At 53.9% G+C, this 20,280-nt stretch carries 19 protein-coding genes and 1 pseudogene; 13 read left to right on the forward strand and 7 right to left on the reverse strand.

Going from position 1 to position 20,280, the window contains the following annotated elements; all coding sequences use genetic code 11:
* Positions 1–71 precede the first annotated feature (71 nt).
* Positions 72–272 (forward strand): YbdD/YjiX family protein, encoded by a 201-nt coding sequence (locus tag ARCH_RS02490; RefSeq protein ID WP_013169733.1) that lies wholly within the window; start codon positions 72–74, stop codon positions 270–272.
* Between the two features lie 117 nt (positions 273–389).
* Here the strand turns inward: ARCH_RS02490 and ARCH_RS02495 are convergent, their stop codons facing one another.
* The 6 genes from ARCH_RS02495 to ARCH_RS09265 all read right to left on the reverse strand — a co-directional run bounded on the left by ARCH_RS02495 (position 390) and on the right by ARCH_RS09265 (position 4,835).
* On the reverse strand, positions 390–1,214 hold the full coding sequence (locus ARCH_RS02495; RefSeq protein WP_013169734.1) for an aldo/keto reductase: 825 nt from the start codon (positions 1,212–1,214) through the stop codon (positions 390–392).
* Positions 1,215–1,523: 309 nt separating this feature from the next.
* Positions 1,524–1,817 (reverse strand): hypothetical protein, encoded by a 294-nt coding sequence (locus ARCH_RS02500; protein ID WP_013169735.1) that lies wholly within the window; start codon positions 1,815–1,817, stop codon positions 1,524–1,526.
* A gap of 42 nt (positions 1,818–1,859) precedes the next feature.
* Positions 1,860–2,159 (reverse strand): ArsR/SmtB family transcription factor, encoded by a 300-nt coding sequence (locus tag ARCH_RS02505; protein ID WP_013169736.1) that lies wholly within the window; start codon positions 2,157–2,159, stop codon positions 1,860–1,862.
* 200 nt (positions 2,160–2,359) lie between these two features.
* Positions 2,360–3,028: a deoxynucleoside kinase gene (locus ARCH_RS02510; protein WP_013169737.1), complete on the reverse strand. Its 669-nt coding sequence runs from the start codon at positions 3,026–3,028 to the stop codon at positions 2,360–2,362.
* Between the two features lie 153 nt (positions 3,029–3,181).
* Positions 3,182–4,267, reverse strand: a complete 1,086-nt coding sequence (locus ARCH_RS02515; RefSeq protein ID WP_138975049.1) for a TDT family transporter — start codon at positions 4,265–4,267, stop codon at positions 3,182–3,184.
* Between the two features lie 58 nt (positions 4,268–4,325).
* Positions 4,326–4,835, reverse strand: coding sequence for a MogA/MoaB family molybdenum cofactor biosynthesis protein (locus ARCH_RS09265; protein ID WP_013169739.1), 510 nt, complete (start codon positions 4,833–4,835; stop codon positions 4,326–4,328).
* A 205-nt stretch (positions 4,836–5,040) separates the two neighbouring features.
* Here ARCH_RS09265 and ARCH_RS02525 point away from each other — a divergent pair, with 205 nt between their 5' ends.
* The 6 genes from ARCH_RS02525 to ARCH_RS02550 all read left to right on the forward strand — a co-directional run bounded on the left by ARCH_RS02525 (position 5,041) and on the right by ARCH_RS02550 (position 10,265).
* Complete coding sequence (locus ARCH_RS02525; RefSeq protein WP_013169740.1) at positions 5,041–6,441, forward strand: extracellular solute-binding protein; 1,401 nt, start codon at positions 5,041–5,043, stop codon at positions 6,439–6,441.
* A gap of 71 nt (positions 6,442–6,512) precedes the next feature.
* On the forward strand, positions 6,513–7,460 hold the full coding sequence (locus ARCH_RS02530) for a carbohydrate ABC transporter permease (protein ID WP_013169741.1): 948 nt from the start codon (positions 6,513–6,515) through the stop codon (positions 7,458–7,460).
* Positions 7,461–7,465: 5 nt separating this feature from the next.
* Positions 7,466–8,395, forward strand: coding sequence for a carbohydrate ABC transporter permease (locus tag ARCH_RS02535; RefSeq protein WP_013169742.1), 930 nt, complete (start codon positions 7,466–7,468; stop codon positions 8,393–8,395).
* Positions 8,396–8,407: 12 nt separating this feature from the next.
* Positions 8,408–9,775, forward strand: coding sequence for an alpha-L-fucosidase (locus ARCH_RS02540; RefSeq protein ID WP_013169743.1), 1,368 nt, complete (start codon positions 8,408–8,410; stop codon positions 9,773–9,775).
* Between the two features lie 21 nt (positions 9,776–9,796).
* The gene (locus ARCH_RS02545; protein ID WP_013169744.1) at positions 9,797–9,979 is read left to right on the forward strand and encodes a hypothetical protein; all 183 of its coding nucleotides are present in this window, start codon (positions 9,797–9,799) and stop codon (positions 9,977–9,979) included.
* A gap of 46 nt (positions 9,980–10,025) precedes the next feature.
* Positions 10,026–10,265, forward strand: coding sequence for a hypothetical protein (locus ARCH_RS02550; protein WP_013169745.1), 240 nt, complete (start codon positions 10,026–10,028; stop codon positions 10,263–10,265).
* Between the two features lie 91 nt (positions 10,266–10,356).
* On the opposite strand, the gene ARCH_RS10390 is transcribed toward ARCH_RS02550, so the two are convergent.
* Positions 10,357–10,623, reverse strand: a complete 267-nt coding sequence (locus tag ARCH_RS10390; protein WP_013169746.1) for a hypothetical protein — start codon at positions 10,621–10,623, stop codon at positions 10,357–10,359.
* A gap of 131 nt (positions 10,624–10,754) precedes the next feature.
* On the opposite strand from ARCH_RS10390, the gene ARCH_RS02560 reads away from it, so the two are divergent.
* The 6 genes and pseudogenes from ARCH_RS02560 (at position 10,755) to ARCH_RS02590 (ending at position 20,220) form a co-directional block, all read left to right on the forward strand.
* The gene (locus tag ARCH_RS02560; RefSeq protein ID WP_013169747.1) at positions 10,755–13,217 is read left to right on the forward strand and encodes a hypothetical protein; all 2,463 of its coding nucleotides are present in this window, start codon (positions 10,755–10,757) and stop codon (positions 13,215–13,217) included.
* A 111-nt stretch (positions 13,218–13,328) separates the two neighbouring features.
* A complete protein-coding gene (locus tag ARCH_RS09270; RefSeq protein WP_148214495.1) occupies positions 13,329–13,559 on the forward strand; it encodes a hypothetical protein in 231 nt (76 codons plus the stop codon).
* A gap of 354 nt (positions 13,560–13,913) precedes the next feature.
* Complete coding sequence (locus tag ARCH_RS02570; RefSeq protein ID WP_013169748.1) at positions 13,914–14,555, forward strand: N-6 DNA methylase; 642 nt, start codon at positions 13,914–13,916, stop codon at positions 14,553–14,555.
* A gap of 2 nt (positions 14,556–14,557) precedes the next feature.
* Positions 14,558–16,177, forward strand: a complete 1,620-nt coding sequence (locus ARCH_RS02575; protein ID WP_013169749.1) for an Eco57I restriction-modification methylase domain-containing protein — start codon at positions 14,558–14,560, stop codon at positions 16,175–16,177.
* On the forward strand, positions 16,177–18,750 hold the full coding sequence (locus tag ARCH_RS02580) for a DEAD/DEAH box helicase family protein (RefSeq protein WP_013169750.1): 2,574 nt from the start codon (positions 16,177–16,179) through the stop codon (positions 18,748–18,750). The genes ARCH_RS02575 and ARCH_RS02580 overlap by 1 nt, the downstream gene beginning before the upstream one ends.
* Positions 18,751–18,998: 248 nt before the next feature.
* Positions 18,999–20,220, forward strand: a pseudogene (locus ARCH_RS02590) (IS3 family transposase).
* Positions 20,221–20,280: the final 60 nt, after the last annotated feature.

Raw genomic sequence — 20,280 nt, forward strand, 5'->3', positions numbered from 1 at the left:
AACTCCCTTCGGCCTAGATCCTACTGGCCAGCGCTAAATCTGCAGGAAATAAGTCACAAGGAGAGGGAGCGATGAGTTTTCGTGAAGAAATGAAAGATCGGTACCTTCGGGCGCGTTACATGTGGCGTGCGATCACAGGCGAAGGCGCATACGATAAATACGTTGAACGGCACCGCCGCGAACATCCTGATCATGAACCTATGACCGAACGCGAATTCTGGCGGGAGCGCTCAGATGAAGCAGAACGGAATGTGCAGGCGCGCTGCTGCTAGATAGTCTCTAGTTTTTACACAAAATTCACCTATTTCCGGTGATGAGCCTTATAGGAGGCCTATCACCGGAAATAGGTGAATTTTTTGTTAACGGACGGCAAGAGAGTAACGGAGCTATTAGCTTACGTCAGCCGGATCAGCCGAAACACGGCCTGCAACGCCCTTATCTAACGCATCGATCGCGGCAACTTCAGACGGCATAAGCATAAGCATCCCAGCTGCTAGATTTTCTGCCATCCGTTGTGGAGTAGAACTCTTCGGGAACACAATGTGTCCCTTAGCCACATGCCATGCCAACACAACCTGTGCCCAGCTCACAGAGTACCGTGCCGCAATATCAGCGATCACACCGGAGTTGTAATCGACCTTGGCCTGGCCAAGCGGCCCCCATGCTTCAATCCGTACATCATGGAAATCAGCCATAGCAGTGGTTTGGCGTTGCTGGAATTGCGGATGAAGTTCGATCTGATTCACAGCAGGTACTAGGCCGGTGGCGAACAGATCCGGCATGTAACGGTAATCGAAGTTGGATACGCCGATTGAACGGGTGAGTCCTTCAGAACGCAATTCGCCAAACGTCTCCCACGTAGAGGCGATTGGGCCGTTGGCGGGCGCTGGCCAGTGGATAAGGTACAGATCCACATAATCGAGTCCAAGTTTGCTGAGCGATTCTTCCATCCCAGCCCGGGTTTGTTCTGGCCCGCGATGATCATTCCACAACTTCGTGGTGATCCAGAGTTCGTCGCGTGCAATACCAGAAGCGGCGATTGCTCGCCCAACACCTTCCTCATTGCGGTAAATAGCAGCAGTATCAATATGGCGGTAGCCGGCTTCGAGTGCTTCGGATACGCGTGCTTCCGCATCTTCCGGCGGAACAAGAAACGTGCCATAGCCAATCTGCGGAATTTGGCGAGCATCATTGAGTAAAACCGTGGAAGTCATGATGAATCCTTTCTGTAGGGGGATGGATCATCGGTAAAACACCAATTTACCTGCTTCCACCTGCTGCTGAAGCTATGTTCGCTCATACCTTATTGACTTGCGGAACGTCATCTCAAAGGGGATGCCCCGAGGTGTCGCATAAATCCAGATCATTTGAGGAGGGTTTCGAGTGTATTTTGAGAGACGCTAGGTAGCCTCTGACCTACAAGCCGTAGCGGGAACTAAAACTACGAAACGCCTAAAAGAACATAGAAAGATGGCTTGGTAGCATCGTTACCAAGCCATCAATCGTTAGGTACAGAGAACTTCTCAGTGCTCGTCGTAATGTTCGCCGTGAAGAGCGTGGCGGTGACCATCGTGGATGTAATCAACGTGATCTTCGTGGGCTACGGCTTCATGGCCGCAGCCTTCGCCGTGCATGTGTTCTTCAACGGTGTGTTCTGCTACCGCTTCGTGTTCATCGTAGTGATCGCCGTGAAGAGCGTGGTGGTGGGTGCCGTGCACGTAGTCAACGTGATCGCCGTGCTGGATGGCTTCGTGGCCGCAGCCTTCGCCGTGCATGTGTTCTTCAACGGTGTGTTCTGCATGTAGATCGTGTGACATGATCGTACTTCTTTCTTGTTAGTGGTTGTTTCGGGTTTATAGCTATTGCGGATCGAGTGTTTCTTGAACGTGGATCAGGGCGTCTGTGACGACGTGAGCCACATGTGCATCCGCTACGCTGTAGATCATTTCTTTTCCGTGGCGGGTTGCGGTGACGAGCCCAACGGCCCGGAGCGTTCGTAAGTGCTGAGACACCAGTGGTTGAGACATGTTCGCTAGTTCTGCGAGCGCGCTTACCCCAAGAGGTTCCTTATCAAGCAATACGAGCAGTTCAAGGCGGGATTCGTTGCCGAGCGCCTTGAAGAGTTCTGCTGCCTGAGGGAGGCCTTTCTGGATGTCCATAGCTCAATCATGGCACACATATAAATAAATAGCAATATGTTTATTTAAATGGTAATGATACTCGTTATTGTCATCAATAAGGCACATGCCACGGCACTAAAAAGCGGCACGGAAGACAGCAGCGCCATATAGCGCCATGCTGTGCTCCGTGCCGCCAATCGGGCTCCGGTATCTGGGGCAACCCCCGCGGCCGCCCAAACTTACGGCCGAGCCAACGTCATGTACTGCGCAGTTGGGTTGTCCTTTAGCTTGGCAACCTGATCAACAAGCAACGTGCGATCCTCCCCGCGGAAGAAATCAAATTCGTCAGCATTCACCAACAGAACAGGGGAGGCGGAGTAGTGGTTATACACCCAATCGTCGTATCCCTCCCAGAGGGAGCGGTAATAGGAAACGAGCTTTTCATCCTGCTCAAAATCGCGCCCGCGCGCGCCGATCCGGTTCAAAATCGTATCAAAGGAGGCGTGCAAATAAATCATGAGTTCCGGCGCTTTCTTGGGGAATTGCGCGATTTCCTTCATCATTTCGTCCAAGATTTTGGCGTAGAGCTTGAACTCTTCGCTGGAAATCCGCCCAAGATCGGTGTTGACTTTGGCGAAGTACCAATCTTCGTAGATGGAGCGATCCATGATTGATGGCCCGCCGAAGAGTGCGTGTTTGATGTCCCGGTAGCGTGAGGTGAGAAACTCGAGTTGTAATAGGAATGGGTAACGTTTGAGCATCTGTTCTTCTTCTGATGCGGTGTAGAAGAGTGGCAGAATATCGTTTCCATCGACGTTTTCGGTGTAGAGATCGATATCAAGATCGGCTGCGATTACTGATGCGAGAGTAGTTTTGCCAACCCCGATCATTCCTCCAACGACGAGCATGGTTCTCCTTAGATTTATGCAGAATGTATGCCCCCATTTTATGACTGCTTGATTCGTGACGGCACCTTCCCTGACGTTAAGTGATTAAGTCTAAGATGGGCGGTATCGCTACCGTATCGGCAGATTTAGTGGTATGGGTGTGTGATTGTGTGGCTAGTTTGTGGTGCGTGGCCCGTTTTTGACTGCCCACAAGCTTGCGATTGCGCAGAAAGTCCAGGTGAAGCAGAGGGTTGTGAGGCTTGCCCAGCCGATGATGCTTGCGATTGTTGCGAGGAGCGTTCCGGCGATCATCGGTACTTCTGAGAGGAACGCGCCGCCGAGCGCGAGAGTCCCGATGGGGAAGGTGAGTGCCCACCAGCCAGGCGAAAACGGCAGGTTGCGTGCGAAACCTGAGATGGTTTGCCGCGCCGCGAACGCGATTACGGGGATCGCTGTGAGAAGCATGATGCACCCGTATCCGATTGCCATGTGGGTTGCGTATGGGTGGGCGAGTTGCGTGAGGAAGAGTCCCGACGACGACGCTATCGCTACTGCTGCCGCCGTCGATTGGCCCACGACTCCCAAAGGGATCCAGGCGCTTAGCGCTACTGCAGTTGGAAGTTTGTTGAAACGCATGTGTGACCCGTAGGCGAGCGCGAAGATGATCGCACCATTGACGAGCGCGATGATGAAGCAGAGGAATGAGAGTGTGAGAATGAAGAACTGCATTCCTAGGCAGGCGTAGTGGGTGAGGAGTATGGCGCCGGTGGTTGCAGACACCATTGGGCCAACAACTGCGAGCCCCCAGGCTGGAACGGGTTGCCCAAGGTGGCGGAAGATTGCGTGCGCCATGAAAGAAAAGTTGGTGATGATGCCAATGAGCGTGCCGATCCACCACAAGATTGTGTCTCCTGGAACAGCGATCGACGATAGGCCGATGTGCGGGCCAACTGTAAGTAGTGCTGCGCCTATGGACAGGTATCCCATGGAAACAGTGCCCCAGTTTGGATCGACTGCTGGAAGCAAGTGGCGTTTGCTGCGAATGTTGTTCGTGTTTTTTATCCAACGCGCGCAGTAACTATATGTGTAGAGGGTGAGGAGAAGCGCGCCCACACCCAGCAGGAATGCGGATGGGACGATGAGCCATGGTTGGGCATGGATGTGCCTACCCAAAAGATTTGAGAGGATTCCGGTTCCCATCACGGACGAAAACCATGCGGGGCCCATTGGCGGGAGTATTATTGCGCGTTGTTGTTTCACGTAGTTTATTATTCGCTTTTCTTCCGTACGGATGAAACTTCTTGCGGGTTAAGGAATGTCATAGTTGCCGGGTGTTGTTATTTTTGTGGATCGTTGTGAGGGCGATAGGGAGTAGTGGGATGAGTGTGTTTAGAGCGGCTTCCACTCCAAGGTCAGTATCGGCTGTATTGACGACGAGGATTCGTTTCGGCCCTGCCACCAGCACACCTGCTCGGCATCGCCACAGTAAGGCGGACGTATCGCCGTGGCTGTATGCGTAGGCGCGGATAGCTTCAGGGATTCCGGGGATATCGAACCGTAGCAGAGGGTCCATCGCGCGCGCAGTGTAATCGAGCGGTGAGATTCCCGTGCCGCCGATTGTGATCACCACATCCACCTGGTTGAGTCCCGCAACTTCGACTGCCTGCGCGATGTCCCGAACGTCGTCGCGCGAATAAAGCGTGGGGATTACTGAAACGTCAATCGTTGAAAAAGCCTGAACTACTCTGGCTATCAACGGATCGATCTGCTCAGTGGAAGTGACGCTATCCGAAATGCGAACAATTGCTGCTGTAACCATACCGTCCATAATAGACCTATGTTGCTTGATTAATTACAGCATAGTTCACATATGTGAAACGTTGATTCGCCAGTTGAAAAGGAAGTTTTGTAAAGGCGAAGGGGGAAATTTTCGTTGCGCACACCTTATCTCAGCGTTATCATAGTGGCACTAGCGCGACTGAAAGGTCAACGGAGATCTTTCGGTGATATATAGCCAATGGAGGATATGCGCAATGGAAAGAAAACTGACAAACACAGCCGCTATTGCAACTGCGGCTTTACTTGCATTGTCTGGATGCATGGGAGGATCGGGGAAAGCAACGAACGCTGACTCTTCATCAGATATTCCCACCCCAAAAGTCAACTGTGAAATTCCAGAAGCAAACATTAATAACAAGCCAGTCAAGAGTGACAAAATTGAAGGGGAAATCACCTTCCAAACCCAGGGGCTCAAAGGAACATTTGACGATTTCGTTAACAAGAAGATCGCAGACTTTGAAAAACTTCACCCAGGAACCAAAATTAAATGGACCGATATCCCAGGCGGTCCTGATTTTGACACCACAATGATCACCCAAGCGTCAAACTGCTCAATGGCTGATGTTGTCAATATTGCTAGCTCAACAGTTTTAGCCTTGTCTAAAGCAAACCTCCTACTCAACTTCGACGTCAAAACCCCAGATGTAGGCAAAGAATTTATTCCAGGCGTGTGGAACAGCGTGAAGTTTGGTGCAGGCGAATCACACACAGCCTACCCTTGGTACTTCGGCCCATTCCTGACCACCTACAACAAGCAGATCTTTGAAAAAGCAGGACTTGATCCAGAAAAAGCTCCTGCCACAATGGACGAATACTTTGACAACGCGCACAAGATTGCTGCCGCAAAAACCGGAGCTTATTCACTCTACGGAAATACTTCTTGGTACATGGTTCCGCAATGGCGTGCAATCGGTGTAGAAATGATGAACTCTGACCATTCTGAATTCACATTTGCTAAAGACAAAGCCGCGTTAGCGTGGGTTACTCACATGGCTGACCTCTACAAAGAAGGCGCAATTCCACCAGATTCCATGACTGGTGACATGGATATGTCTCTCGCATACGGCGAAGGAAACCTCGCATATGGAACGCCAAATGCATCATTCCTACGCAACGTCAAAACCAACGCCCAAGCAACCTACGACGTCACAGGAGTTGGCAAAGAAGCACTTAACAAGGGAATGAAGCCAATTTTCGATGGGCAATACCTAGCAGTGTCCGTTACAACTAAGAACGCACCACTCGCAACCGAATGGGCAAAATTCTTCACCTCCCCAGAAGCAGGGCTCGAATGGGCGCGATTTGGGATCGACACCGGCCTAGCGGTAGTCTTCCCGGCAACAACCGAAGCTTTGAAAGATCCGTCGCTCTCCGCCGTCGAAGGAAACGGAGTCTTTGAACAAGCCCGCCGCCTTGCAGCAGAAGAAGCCCTCGACGCCGAAGCGTATATCCCACTCTTCTACGTCACTGGAGCAGTGGCTGATTCGCTCCAAAAGAACGTCAACCTTGCGGTTGTCGGCGAAATGTCACCACAAGAAGCACTGGACACTGCACAAGCAGAAATGAACAAGCTTCTCAAAAAGCTCAACAAATAACACGAACGGTTGGGCAGGCACACGACGCCTGCCCAACCCATTACTTCACATAAAGCACGAAGAGACGTGATATGAGTACAACTGTTCACAACGACGTGAAAAAAAGTAAACAGCGCCAACGAACTGAAACGATCAACGGAGCAGCACGCTACCGCACCTGGTGGATGCCCTGGCTATGGGTAGGAATTCCAATCATTTTGGTGTTTGCTTTCTATATATTCCCATTCATCAACACCTTTGTTCTCTCATTTACAGATGCAGATCCGCTTTCCGGCCAAGGCCAAAACGTCGGATTCCAAAACTACATCGACATGTTCCGGGACCCAATGTTTTGGAACGCTACTTTTAACTCGGTTGTTTATGCGCTCATAGTGGTCCCACTCATGACCCTCATACCGTTATTCCTTGCCGTCCTTGTCAAAGAATGGATACCAGGCATCGGTTTGTTCAGATCGCTTTACTATATTCCCGCAGTCTCATCGCTTGTGGTTATATCGCTCGCGTGGAGAGCAATGCTCAAAGACGACGGCGTGGTTAACAACCTTCTCCACTACATTGGAGTAATTGAACAGCCGGTACCATTCCTCACAGGCCGGTGGATGCTTCTCATTTCAGCAATGCTCATTACACTCTGGCAAGGCATCCCCTATTACATGCTCATGTATATGGCGGCGCTCGCGAATGTTGATCGGACGCTGTATGAGGCTGCCGAAGTTGATGGCGCAGGGCCAATCCGGAGATTCTTCACGGTGACCATCCCAGGAGTTCGAATGATGATGGCGCTCGTGGCTACTCTTGTTTCGATCGGATGTTTGAAAATCTTTACCGAAGTTCAGCTTTTGTCAAACGGCACTGGTGGTATTGGCGGGAGGTCAGAAACTCTCACAATGTATATCAGAAATGAAGGCCTCGATCCGATGTATGGATCTCTTGGCGCGGGCTCAGCAGCAGCGGTATTTCTTTTCTTTATGACTGTTGGGTTCATCGTTCTATCCCAGCGGTTATCGAACGATAGGTGACGATGATGAGTATTGCAACAACAACCTCGCAGCCAACTGACCAGCTTCCAGCACGAGGCGCGAATACTGCTGTGAAGAAAAATCGTCAATCGAGCGCTCACGCAGTTCAACGTATTCATGGATGGAAACTTGTTCGACGTTACATCACTCTTGTTGTGGTGTTGATCGTTTTGGTAGGGCCAATTGTTGGGCCGCTCCTTAGCGCGTTCAAAGGCCCGAATGAACCGTTATTCGGGCCCGGTGCCAGTATGATTCCACACGAATGGTCACTGGCCGCGTTCACAAAGCTTTTCACTGATACGAATATTCTGATTTTTATCGGGAATTCGCTTGTTGTGTGTGGTTTAAACGTTGTCTCTGCACTCGTTTTTTCCACCACGGGTGGGTACATGATTTCCCGTAAGGGATGGCGTGGTCGGAAAGTTGTTATGGCCTTCTTGATGAGCGCGTTGATTTTCCCCTTTGAATCGATCATGCTTTCGCTCTACGCACAGGTGAGGGCCATGGGTTTTTACGATACGTTAATTGGCGTGTGGCTTCCGGGGATGATGGGGCCTTTCCATTTGTTTTTGATGATGGCGGCCTTCCGGGGAATTCCAGATGAGATTGAAGATGCGGCCTTGATTGATGGGGCAGGCGAATGGAAACGGTTCTGGCGTGTGATGCTTCCGCAGACCAAGGGATCGTTAGTGATTGTGGGATTGACTGCGTTTATTTTTGCGTGGCAGGACTACTTGTGGCCGTTGCTCAATATCCAGTCTGATGAGAAAAATACGATGATGCTTGGTATCGCTCGGTTGCAATCTGATTTTGGTACAGATTATCGAGTGGTTCTTGCAGGTGCGATTGTGGCGTTGATTCCGGTCCTGGCTGTGTATTTTTCTACCCAGAAGTATTTCTTCCGAGGCATTGAGGAGGGCGGGCTGAAATTCTAGGCCCTGATAGTGATGGCTGATTTTGATTTCACTCCAGATAATTTGGAGGCTGCTGGCGCGTTGAGCCCAACGTTTGATCCCGGATATGAGTATCCGGACGATCCGCAGATTGGTGCGTCACTTGAACATTGGCGCGATTTGAAGTTTGGCGTGATTATCCATTGGGGTATTTATACGGCGATTGGGCAGGCCGGTTCGTGGTCTTTGCATCGTGATCGGTTGGGGGAGTTTACTGATCCTCCGGACGATTTTGTCGGGTCCGACGCCGATTACCATCGGTGGTACTACGAGCAGCGGCATAGCTTTGTGGGAGACGATTTTGATGCTGATCGGTGGGCGACTTTGTGTGCAGATGCGGGAATGAAGTACGTCGTATTCACCACAAAGCATCATGATGGATTCGCTATGTATGACACGGCTTTGTCTAACATGAAGTCCACTGCGGAAGATTGCCCGTTGAGCCGCGATATTTTTGGTGAAGTAACATCCGCGTTTCGTGCGCATGGCATGGAAACGGGCGTGTATTTTTCGAAGGCTGACTGGGCACGGCCAGACTATTGGGACCTGGCACGTCCGCTTCATGATCGTTTCGCAAATTATGATACGAAAGAAGAATCGGGCCGCTGGGATCGGTTTGTTGATTTTAGCCATGCACAAATTGCTGAATTGTTGAGTAATTATGGGCCGATGAATGTGTTGTGGCTTGATGCGGGATGGGTGCGTGCTCCTCGGGAAGATTTTAAGATTGATCAGTTGGCGGCTCTGGCCCGGTCGATTCAGCCGGGGATCTTGATCGTTGACCGTGAGGTTCATGGGCCGCATGAAAACTATCGGACTCCTGAGCAAGAGCTTCCAGATCGGTATGTGGACTATCCGTGGGAATCTTGTATGACCTGGACTCGTACGTGGTGTTCGACCATGAAGGATGAACCTGCTCGTCCTACGTGGGAAATTGTTGCAAATCTCTTACGGATTGTCGCTCGTGGCGGAAATTATCTGGTTGGGTTTGGCCCGGATTCGTCGGGGGCATTATCTGTTCATGTTGAGCGAGGGCTGCGCGAACTAGGCGGCTGGATGTGTAACCATGGTGAGGGTATTTATGGCACGCGTGCTTTGGCGGCGCCTCCTCGTGTGGTTCAGAAATCAGGCGCAGATCATGATTGGTTTGTGGTGGAGAAAAGCGATACTTTGTATCTATATGGGGTTCCAAGCGACGGAGCATGTAGCGCCGCGTCGGTTATGATAGATGTTGACGTGGCGGAAGCTAGTATTCTAGGCGGTGGCGTTGCGCAGATTGATATTGATCGTGGCGTATCCGTTCTTCACCTTGTTCCTGAAGAAAATGAGATGGGCTATGTGGTGAAGTTGACGCGTCGTTGAACGGATAAAGGGCGATGGAATATGGGCGAATTGGTTGTCACGGACGAGTTTAGAGAAGCTCTCGATGTGCTTGATGCGGGTTCGCATTTGTTCCTTACGGGTAGGGGTACGGGAAAGTCCGCCTTGATTCGGCCAATTGATATTGCTGTGGCATATCCAGATGGAACAACGATCGAATCGCTTGTAAAATCCTACGCGCGATAGTGGAACATCGGCTCAAGAATACGAAATTACAGCTTCTGATCATCGGATGCGCGAAACGCGCAAGGATACCATCGATTCGTTGAACGGATCTGGAGTGGATACGGATGCCGCGATTTATCAGCCGCTGGATGAGATTACTGTGGGGTATTTGCTCACTCGAAATTTTGAGATTGTGCCTATCGGATCGCCTGAAGACGTTGCTCGGTTGCTAGAAGCAAAACTCGCCGGAAAACGCGCAATGCTGCTAGATGGGGCAAACCTATCTATTCTGCTGAAGAATTCTTGATGTGGGCGCAAGGGTAGAAAATAATATGGGGCCCGATCGGCGGGAGACAATACAGGAGGGTCTGATAGAGCACTGTTGACCAGCTGGGCGCTTATTTGGCCGTACCGCACACAAAATTGGTATCGGCATGATTTTTGGCCAAATCAAGATCAGGGGCCCTTGGCGCTGCGGCGGTGCTGTTCTCGGCTATTGCGTTTTCCGCTTTTCCGAAGGCCAACGGCATCGACATCGCGATTACTTCGAAGATCGGCCATCTTGGGCTGGCGTTGTTCACCTTCGCGATTGGCAATAAATCGTCGTGTTCGGCATAAAGGCCTTCTAGGTGCAATAGGTTGACTGTGTTTGTAAGTAATGCCATTTTTGTGTGTTTTGGTTTTGGGTTGGTAGTTTTTATAGCGTAGTATGCATATGAATAATCGGACAATTATCTAGTTTAATATACGGTGCCGTAGGTAGCGTCTAGTTTTTCTATATACAGGAGTTACGTCCATGAACACCAAAAATTCACTGGCAATGCGAGCCGCGCTTGCTGCCACGCTCAGCGGCGTTGTCATCGCAGGGGGGGCGCCTGCTTTTGCTGCCCCAGCCACGGATGCTGATGCTGCGAAGGTTATTGTTTGCCCGACGGAGCAGGTAAAGAAGGAACAGCTTGAGCGTGCGCGCCAAGCGGTAGAAGCTGCTCGTGCAAAGGTTGTTGAGGCACGGGCTGCTGTGGAGGCAGCGAAGTCCCATGTGGATGAAGCACAGGCCGTTTACGATGCGGCGCAACGGCAGGCTGATAAGACAGCGGACAGTCTGGCAAAGGCAAAAGGTGAGCTTGTCAAGGCGAAGTCGGCCGTGAAGGCTGCGCAGAGCGCTTATGATGCCGCAGTCGCTGCTGAGAAGGCTGCGAAGGATGCCTACGATGCTTATCAGGCGGCTAAGCCTGATGAGGTAGCTGCGCGCCTTGAGGCGGCTAAGAAGGCTAGTGCGCGTGTGGTCGAACTTGAGAAGGCAATGCTTGATGCGAATAAGGCCTCCGTTGAGGCAGGCGATGCAGAGGCGCTTCGCCGTGAGATGGTCAAGGCAAACAAGGAAGCGATTGCCGCAGCAGACAAGACCAGCAAGGCTAAGACTGCTCGCGACGAGGCGAATAAGGCTGCGGTTGCTGCGGCTGAGAAGACCAGCAAGGCTAAGGCTGATCGCGACAAGGCGAATAAGGCTGCGATTGCTGCTGGTGAGGCGGTCAAGACCGCCGTAGAGGAACGCGATAAGGCCGATAAGGCAGTAACGGAAGCTCACAAGGCGTTTGAGTCTGCCAAGGCTGCATGGAAGGCATACGATGAGGCTGAAGCTGCATACACCCGGATAAACCCGGTTGCTGTTGTTGAGAACCTCAAGAAGGCAAAGGCTGCTGCAGAAGATGCAGAAAAGCGCCGCGAGGCACTGGTCGAGGCACAGCAGGCTTTGATGAAAGCAGGCAGTGACTTTGACCCGAAGAAGCTCGCCGACGCTAAGGCTGCCCAAGAAAAGGCTGAGAATAAGACCAAAGAAGCCTCCAACAAGCTCACGGATGCCGAGAAGGCTGTTGAAAAAGCCAAGACTACTGCTGAAACGGCTAAGAACGTGAAGAATTTTGCTGAATCCAACCTAACCAGGGCGGAACAGAGCAACGACGCGACAGAAATCGAAGAGGCCAAGAGGAAAGTTAAAGACGCGACGCAGAGGCTGGAAAAGGCGACGCAGGAGCTGACAAAAGCGACGCAGGAAAAGCAAGCGGCAAATGACGCGTTTGAGCAAGCGAAGCAGGAACTACTCGCAGCTAACAAGGTTTACTGGGAGGCACAGGAGGCAGAGAAGGCTGCCAAGGATCACGCGGCTTTGAAGGCTAAGGCTGAGGCAGCCGAGGCTGAATACAGCAAGATTGATCACATTCAAGTGCGCCGCGCTCTTGAAGCGGCTGAAGCGAAGGCAGCCGAAGCGGATAAGCTTCGCAAGGTGATGGAGGACGCGCTCGAGGTCTCGCAGAAGGCAGGTGACCCCGACCAGCTCGAAGAGGCCAGGAATGAAGCTGCGCGTACCTGGGCAGCTGCAGACAGAAAGGTTGAGGCTCTTCAGGGTAAGGAGGCCACTGCTGATAAACTCGCTAAGGAGAAGCAGGATGCTCTAGTTGCTGCAGAGCAGGCGGAAAAGGAAGCTGACGCCCGTGTGGCTTCTGCTCAGGCGGATTTTGAGGCTAAGGAAAAGGCTGAGGCTGCTGCGGATGCAGTGCTGAAGAAGGCTGTCGAGGATCATAAGCGCGCTGAAGCAGCGGAGGCTAAGGCACAGCAAGCATACGATGCTTACCATGCCGCTAAGCCTAAGGCAGTTGAAGCGGAGCTTGTGGCTGCGCAGAAGGCTGCTGAGCATGTGGCTAAGCTGAATAAGGCAATGGCTGATGCTAATAAGGCATCCCTTGAGGCTGGCGACGCCAATGTCCTTAAGGATAAGCTTGCACAGGCGAAGGATGGCGAGAAGGCTGCTAGTGCAGCAGTTTCTGAGGCAAATATTGCTAATGAGGCTGCGCGGGATGCCGTTCAGAATGCTAAGGATGCCCTTGCTTCTGTTGAGGCAGTCTTCAACAAGGCTGTTCAGGTTGCGTCGGATGCTGATGGTGCGCTCAAGGTTGCGAACAGCAAGCTGAACGAGATTGAGGCTCTGCCAACGTGCGAGCCTCAGAAGCCAGCGGATGCAGAGAAGCCAGTTCCTCCATCCAAGCCTGCTGACCCGCAGAAGCCTGCGGGTGCGGAGAAGCCTGGTGTGAAGGATAAGGTTGTTGCCGGATCTGCTGCACCGAAGGAGAAGGCTGGCTCGCAGCTGGCTCGCACGGGTGCTGAGACGGGTAACGCTGTGGCGTTCTCGCTCATGGCGCTTCTGGGTGGTGCGGGGCTGTTCGGGGCTTCGCGCTACACCGCGCGTCATCGTCGGGGCTAAGCTCTCTACAACTCTGATCTAAGTGTGGGTAATCGCGTGTGCGGTTACCCATACTTGTTTTTAATATGCTGGGTGGTCGATGGGTGTGGCACGGGTAAAGGTAAAATGCCGGTGACCACTGGTAAAGCAAAGACTTCTGATACTCGTGCGGATGTAGTACAACGTGATGTCACAGCTGCCGGAATTACTGAATCTACAGGCAGTGGTGGGGATTGTTACGATAAAGCGCTAGCAGGAAACGTCAATGGTTCGTTTAAGAACGAGCTGATACATAATAAGAATGAGCTGATACGTAATCGGTGTTGGGATAATATGTTCGAAGTCGAGATCGTGACCTTTTAATGGGTTACCTGGCCGGTTCCACGAGAAGCTCAACTATCAAACACCAGAAGAAATCGAGAGTCAATACTGGCAACAATACAAGGCATCAGTAATAATGGAAAACAAGGCAAACGCCTAGGAAGAAAACCCAGACCACTTCAGATCTGCAACACCCTCAATTGCGATCTCGATCAAGTGGCGACGCTGGCCACTACTTCTCCTCTAGCCTTCGCGGCGCGTCCTCAACACCATGAGGTAGCCATGGTGATAATTTGAGAAGCAGTTTTTACGCACAATCGTGCGCAAAGAATTCAACACCACCCGCGCCATTGGTCGCCCCGATATCAGTGACGTACCCGACCAGGAGCAGCCCGAATGAGCCAAGACGACAACCTCGTGAAATCCAAGCAGCGAGTTGCCGACCATGGCGAAGTATTCACTCCTTCCTGGATGGTCAACGACATGCTCGACCTCGTCAAAGACGAGTCTGAGCGCATCGACGCCCGCATCCTCGAGCCAGCCTGCGGTGAAGGCGCATTCCTCCAAGAGGTGCTGCGGCGCAAGCTCACCACCTGCCAAGCTAGGTACGGCAGGAATGAGTTCGAGCGCGACCACTACGCCCTGCTGGGACTCATGTGCATCTACGGCATCGAACTGCTCGAGGACAACGCCCAGATCTGCCGCGACAACCTGCACGCAATCTTCGTGGACTTCCTCGGCCCAGACGCAAAGCCCGAGTGGACACAAGCAGCCCGCGTGGTCCTCAAGACCAATATCGTCCAAGCCGACGCACTCACCATGAAACTTTCTAACGGCGAGGCGATCGCCTTCGCAGAGTGGGGGTACCTCGGTAAAGGACGCTTCCAGCGCCGCGACTTCCTCTACGGCGACCTTGCTAAACGATCCGCCTTCGGTGAGGACACTCTCTTCGGAAACATGGAGATCGCCGACATCTTCACTCCCACCACGTCGTTCCCCACGATGAGCGTGGCCGACATCGCTGCACTGGAGTCGTGACCATGGAGGGGCTGCTCGGACGCGCACACAACCCTGACGTGCTCACCTGCATCGCGAACCTGTCCAACGATGAGGTCTTCACCCCGCCGGAGATGGCCAGCGCCATGCTCGATATGGTTGCTGAGGCGTGGGCGGCCGACCATGACGGTAAGAACCTGTGGGCAAACCCGAACGTGACGTTCCTCGACCCGTTCACCAAGACGGGCGTGTTCCTCCGGGAGATCACTCGCCGCCTCGTCGAAGGACTCGAGGCACAGATTCCAGACCTGCAGGAGCGGGTCAACCACGTGCTGACCAAACAGGTGTACGGGATCGCGATCACCGAGCTCACTGCGCTCATGGCTCGACGGAGCGTTTACTGCTCCAAGCGTGCGAGTGGCGGGCACTCGATTTGCACCGGCTTTGACGCCCCGGACGGAAACATCTGGTTCGAACGCACCGAACATACTTGGACTGGCGGAACGCGCGAGAGTCGAGTAGACCCACTCACCGGGGACGAAATCTTCATCTACACGGGGCGCAAGTGCTCCTACTGCGGCGCTGGAGAGAACGACTACGGGCGAGGAGACGAGCTTGAAACGCACGCCTACGCGTTCATCCACACTGACAACATCAAGCAACGTATCAACGAAATTTTTGGAGCCGCCATGCACTTCGACATCGTGATCGGAAATCCGCCATACCAGCTGAGCGACGGCGGGCACAACGCCTCGGCAAGTCCGATCTACCAGCTCTTTGTGCAGAAAGCGTTCGACCTTGATCCCAGCTACGTCACCATGGTCACCCCCTCTCGATGGTTCGCGGGCGGTAAGGGACTGGACGATTACCGTGACCAGATGCTTCACGATCATCGACTGCGGCGCTTGGTCGACTACCCGAAGCTCTACGAAGCATTTCCCGGCGTGAAGATACGTGGCGGCGTCTCATACTTCCTGTGGGATCGAAACCACGATGGCCCATGCTCGGTACAAACTATGTGGGACGGCAAACCACTCGGGCCTGAGGCCGAGCGATACCTTGATGAGTTTGACGTTCTGGTTCGCCAGAATGAAGCCGTATCCATCCTGCGAAAAGTCCAGTCACTCTCCGAGCCCACGATGGACCAAATGGTCTCGGCAAACAAGCCCTTCGGGCTGCGAACTTTCGTTCACGGTGCGGAATCCCCAACGGGCCAAACTGACCCGATTCAGTTGTTCGGATCTCAGAAGGTTTCGTGGATCGAGCGTGACGATCTTCCACTCAATATCGAACTTGTTGACACTTGGAAAGTGTTGATGACACGGGTGCAGGGCACCAGTGCTGCCGTAGAAACGAAGTTCTTGTCAAAACCAATTATTGCCGGGCCTGGAACGGCTTGCACTGAAACATATGTCATTGCTGGCGCGTTCAGCTCTGAGAGCGAGGCTCAATCCGTCGCATCGTATATTCGGACTCGATTCGCCCGGTTCCTCGTTTCACTTCGCAAGTCCACTCAAGATGCGCCGCGCCGTGTCTATGCGTTTATACCTCAGCAATCCTGGGATCGGACTTGGACGGATGCGGAGTTGTACGCCAAGTACGGGCTGACGGATGAGGATATCGCCTTCATTGAGTCGATTGTGCGCCCGATGGAGGATGAGTGATGGCTCGCTCGGCGGAGGTGTTGCTCCCACCTCGTCCATCGGCACGGCTGCGGATTTATGCGTGGTCTCCGAAGAACCCGGCGCCTGAGTATGAGGGGCTCATCAAGGTCGGCCAGACCACTCGGGAGGACGTGCGGGAGCGGATCCGCGAGTCCCAGGGCCAGGTGCAGCAAGAGTTCACGCTGTATGCCGATGAGATCGCCCAACGTGACGATGGGTCACTTTTCCGCGACAAGGACGTCATCGAACGGCTCAAGGCAAAGGGCTTTGAGAACCCTCACTTCGGGTCCGCAACTGAGTGGGTGCGTTGCAAGCCGCGCGACGTTCTTTCGGCGATTGCGGAACTGCGTAAGGGGGTGGTCTTCACTGGCCACCACTACCAGACTTTCGGGATGCGCCCTGAGCAGGCCCGGGCCGTGGAACAAACGATCGGCTACTACAAGTCGATCTGGGAAGAAGACATCAACGCTGTGCCGCGCTTCTTGTGGAACGCGAAGATGCGCTTTGGTAAGACCTTCACCTCCTACCAGCTCGCCAAGCGCATGGGAGCCAAGCGCGTCCTCGTGGTGACGTTCAAGCCTGCCGTGCAGGACGCCTGGCATGAGGATCTAGCCAGCCATGTTGACTTTGATAGCTGGCAATACCGCAACACCGATCTCATGGCTGAGCGCGGTCCCGGTGACCCGGACGAGCCGCTGGTGTACTTCGGCTCCTTCCAGGATCTGCTTGGCCGGGATAGAAAGACCGGGCTGATTAAATCGAAGAACGAGTGGGTTCACACCATCAACTGGGACCTGGTCATCTTCGACGAGTACCACTTCGGTGCATGGCGCGAATCGGCTAAGGCTCTGTTCGAGGGCGAGGATCAGAAGGTAGCCGACAAGGAGTTGGCGGTCGAGTTCGCCGATGGCGCGCTGGACGCCTTTGACACCGAGCTCGATGAGTTGGGCAGTGACGAGGCAGAGTTCTTGCCCATTACCACTCGCGCCTACCTCTACCTTTCCGGCACTCCGTTCAAGGCTCTGGCAACGGGTGAGTTCATTGAGGAGCAGATCTTCAACTGGACCTACACCGACGAGCAGGAAGCCAAGGCCCGCTGGGAGCTCGAGCGCCAGGGTGAACGAAACCCCTACGGGGCGCTGCCGGAGATGCGGCTGCTGACCTATCAGATGCCCGATGACATCCTCTCGGTGGCCGCACAGGGCGAGTTCGACGAGTTCGACCTCAACACCTTCTTTGAAGCCACTGGGGAGGGCGACGCTGCCCGCTTCGTCCACGAGTCGGATGTACAGAAGTGGCTTGACCTCATCCGCGGTGAACACGCACCCACCCAGCTCGACTCCCTCAAAGCCGGTAGCAGGCCACCCTTCCCGTATGCGGACGCTCGCTTGCTGCCCTACATGCAGCACTCGTTTTGGTTCCTGCCCTCGGTCGCCTCGTGCTTCGCGATGGCCAACCTGCTGCGCGCCCGCCACAACACCTACTGGCACTCCTACGACGTCATCGTTGCCGCGGGAGTAAAGGCCGGCATCGGTGTGGCAGCCCTGCCGCCCGTGCGCGAAGCAATCGACGATGGCTACGACACGAAGACCATCACGCTCTCGTGCGGCAAACTCACCACGGGCGTGACAGTCAAGCAGTGGTCCGCGATTCTCATGCTGCGTAACCTCACCAGCCCCGAAACCTACTTCCAAGCCGCGTTCCGGGTGCAGTCCCCGTGGGCGATCACCAACCCCAACGGTGACAACCCGCACGAGGAGGAGGTCCTCAAGCCGGTCGCCTTCGTTTTCGACTTCGCTCCCACCCGGGCACTACGACAGATGGCCGACTACGCCAGCGGCCTGAACCCCACCGCTGAAAGCCCCGAGCGGGCTGTGGCGGACCTGGTGAAATTCCTCCCGGTGCTCGCCTACGACGGGGCGAACATGAAGGAGATCAACGCCGGCGAAATCCTCGACATCGCCATGTCCGGTACCTCAGCCACCTTGCTGGCCAAGAAGTGGGAATCCGCGATCCTGGTGAACGTCGACAACATGACTCTGCGCAAGATCATGGACAACCAGGCAGCCATGGAAGCCATTATGAACATTGAGGGCTTTCGTGCGCTGGGCTCGGACATCTTTGAAACGGTCGTCAACAAGAGCGAAAAGGTCTCCGCCACCAAGAAAGAAAAGGGTGGCGACCTGACCAAGAAGGAGAAGAAGGAACTCACCGAGGAAGAGAAGGAGTACAAGTCCAAGCGCAAGCAGATCCAGGAAAAACTCATCAAGTTCGCTACCCGGATCCCCGCCTTCATGTACCTCACCGACTTCCGTGAGAACACGCTCCACGACGTCATCACCAAGATTGAGCCAGACCTGTTCAAGAAGGTCACCGGCCTGTCAGTGGCTGACTTCAACCTGCTCGTGAACCTTGGAGTCTTCAACTCCATCCACATGAACCAGGCGGTCTTCGCGTTCCGCCGCTACGAGGACGCCTCCCTACACTACACCGGTATTCGATCCCACCCCGAGCAGCAACGCATCCTCGGTCTCTACGACACGGTCATCACCCTGGAGGCACAGCAGCCCTAACAGCACGTCGCGGGCGCTGCCACCCTTCTTCCGATCGCTGATCGAGGAATGACCTGCGACCTAACTAGGTCGTACCTCAATACCGAACGCCGTCAGAGGAGGTCTTTGAGGAAGGTGCCGTCGCGGATCTGGCGGGCGGTTCACCGAAGCACCCGAAACCGGCCGCAGCACCCTCACTAGGCTGCTCAACCTCTGAAGTGCCCCAGGTTTTCTTCCGTTTGAGTGGATGGGAAAATCTGGAGAGCCGCATGAAATTTGATCAGGAAGCGAAGGATCGGGTTGTCTGGTTGGTGGAGGATCGGATCCTTGCTGAGGGGCTCTCGATTCAAGACGCGTGTCAGGTAGTCGCGCCCAAGCTTGGGGTTTCGTGGCACACTGCCCGGCGTTACAGCAAGCACGCAAGACCGGTCAGGTCACACGGGCTGAGGAAGACCTTGTGGCTGAGAATGCTCGGCTGCGCCGGGAGAATCAAGAACTGCGCGATACGAACGAGTTGTTGAAGGCCGCGTCGGCTTTTTTCGCGTCAGAACCAGGCCCCCAACGTCCGTATTTGATCGCGTTTATTGACGAGTATCGTGATCGTTTCACAGCCCGTGTTCATTTGTGCGACGTTAAATGAGCAACGTCAGGGAGAGTGTCATCACTTCCCGCGGCTATCGTAACGCATATGGTACGCCGAGCGCTAGGAGCGTCTGGGACCGTGAGCTGGTTGCCAAGGTTCTCCAGATCCATGGGGAGAACTATGGTGTCTACGGTGTGCGGAAAATGTGGCACGCGCTCTCCCGCCGTGGCGTGCGGGTCGGCCGCGAGCAGACCGCGAGGCTCATGCGTCTGGCAGGAGTATCCGGGAAGGGCAAGGGACGTTCCCCGATCACGACACACAAAGCCCGGAGGGAAGATACCAGACCAGGTTTGGTTCATCGCGAGTTTCACGCCGCTGGTCCGAACCGGCTGTGGGTCGCGGACATTACTTATGTTCGAACCGCTCAAGGGTTCGTTTATGCGGCGTTTGTGACGGACGTGTTCTCTCGCAAGATCGTGGGCTGGGCACTATCAGATTCCATGCGGACCGAGGCATTACCGTTGCAGGCGTTGAATCAGGCGATCACGAGCGCGAAGGAAACGGCCGGGGTGATACATCACTCAGACCACGGATCGCAGTATGTGTCGATTGTGTATAACGATCGGCTCACAGATGCTGGTATCACTCCATCAACCGGGACGGTTGGGGATTCCTACGACAACGCACTAGCCGAGAACGTCAACAGCTCATATAAGAACGAGCTGATCAATAACCATCGATGGAAAGACGTTCTTGAGGTCGAGATCGCTACCTTCGAATGGGTGACCTGGTGGAACCAGACCCGGCTCCACCAAGCCCTTAACTACCGCACCCCGGTCGAGGTTGAGAACTACTACTGGCGCATCGCGAGCACATCAGAGAAAATGAAAACCAGGGCAAACGCCTAGGAAGTAAACCCGAGGCACTTCAGACTTTGTGTTACCCATATTGGCTCCTAAACACTAAAT

Origin of the sequence: Arcanobacterium haemolyticum DSM 20595 (assembly GCF_000092365.1) — a bacterium.
Classification (GTDB): Bacteria; Actinomycetota; Actinomycetes; order Actinomycetales; family Actinomycetaceae; genus Arcanobacterium; species Arcanobacterium haemolyticum.

What these genes read in the sequence shown, in the direction of transcription:
- ARCH_RS02490 (WP_013169733.1), top strand. Translation starts at nt 72, where the DNA reads ATGAGTTTTCGTGAAGAAATGAAAGATCGGTACCTTCGGGCGCGTTAC.
- ARCH_RS02495 (WP_013169734.1), bottom strand. Translation starts at nt 1,214, where the DNA reads ATGACTTCCACGGTTTTACTCAATGATGCTCGCCAAATTCCGCAGATT.
- ARCH_RS02500 (WP_013169735.1), bottom strand. Translation starts at nt 1,817, where the DNA reads ATGTCACACGATCTACATGCAGAACACACCGTTGAAGAACACATGCAC.
- ARCH_RS02505 (WP_013169736.1), bottom strand. Translation starts at nt 2,159, where the DNA reads ATGGACATCCAGAAAGGCCTCCCTCAGGCAGCAGAACTCTTCAAGGCG.
- ARCH_RS02510 (WP_013169737.1), bottom strand. Translation starts at nt 3,028, where the DNA reads ATGCTCGTCGTTGGAGGAATGATCGGGGTTGGCAAAACTACTCTCGCA.
- ARCH_RS09265 (WP_013169739.1), bottom strand. Translation starts at nt 4,835, where the DNA reads ATGGACGGTATGGTTACAGCAGCAATTGTTCGCATTTCGGATAGCGTC.
- ARCH_RS02525 (WP_013169740.1), top strand. Translation starts at nt 5,041, where the DNA reads ATGGAAAGAAAACTGACAAACACAGCCGCTATTGCAACTGCGGCTTTA.
- ARCH_RS02530 (WP_013169741.1), top strand. Translation starts at nt 6,513, where the DNA reads ATGAGTACAACTGTTCACAACGACGTGAAAAAAAGTAAACAGCGCCAA.
- ARCH_RS02535 (WP_013169742.1), top strand. Translation starts at nt 7,466, where the DNA reads ATGAGTATTGCAACAACAACCTCGCAGCCAACTGACCAGCTTCCAGCA.
- ARCH_RS02540 (WP_013169743.1), top strand. Translation starts at nt 8,408, where the DNA reads ATGGCTGATTTTGATTTCACTCCAGATAATTTGGAGGCTGCTGGCGCG.
- ARCH_RS02545 (WP_013169744.1), top strand. Translation starts at nt 9,797, where the DNA reads ATGGGCGAATTGGTTGTCACGGACGAGTTTAGAGAAGCTCTCGATGTG.
- ARCH_RS02550 (WP_013169745.1), top strand. Translation starts at nt 10,026, where the DNA reads ATGCGCGAAACGCGCAAGGATACCATCGATTCGTTGAACGGATCTGGA.
- ARCH_RS10390 (WP_013169746.1), bottom strand. Translation starts at nt 10,623, where the DNA reads ATGGCATTACTTACAAACACAGTCAACCTATTGCACCTAGAAGGCCTT.
- ARCH_RS02560 (WP_013169747.1), top strand. Translation starts at nt 10,755, where the DNA reads ATGAACACCAAAAATTCACTGGCAATGCGAGCCGCGCTTGCTGCCACG.
- ARCH_RS02570 (WP_013169748.1), top strand. Translation starts at nt 13,914, where the DNA reads ATGAGCCAAGACGACAACCTCGTGAAATCCAAGCAGCGAGTTGCCGAC.
- ARCH_RS02575 (WP_013169749.1), top strand. Translation starts at nt 14,558, where the DNA reads ATGGAGGGGCTGCTCGGACGCGCACACAACCCTGACGTGCTCACCTGC.
- ARCH_RS02580 (WP_013169750.1), top strand. Translation starts at nt 16,177, where the DNA reads ATGGCTCGCTCGGCGGAGGTGTTGCTCCCACCTCGTCCATCGGCACGG.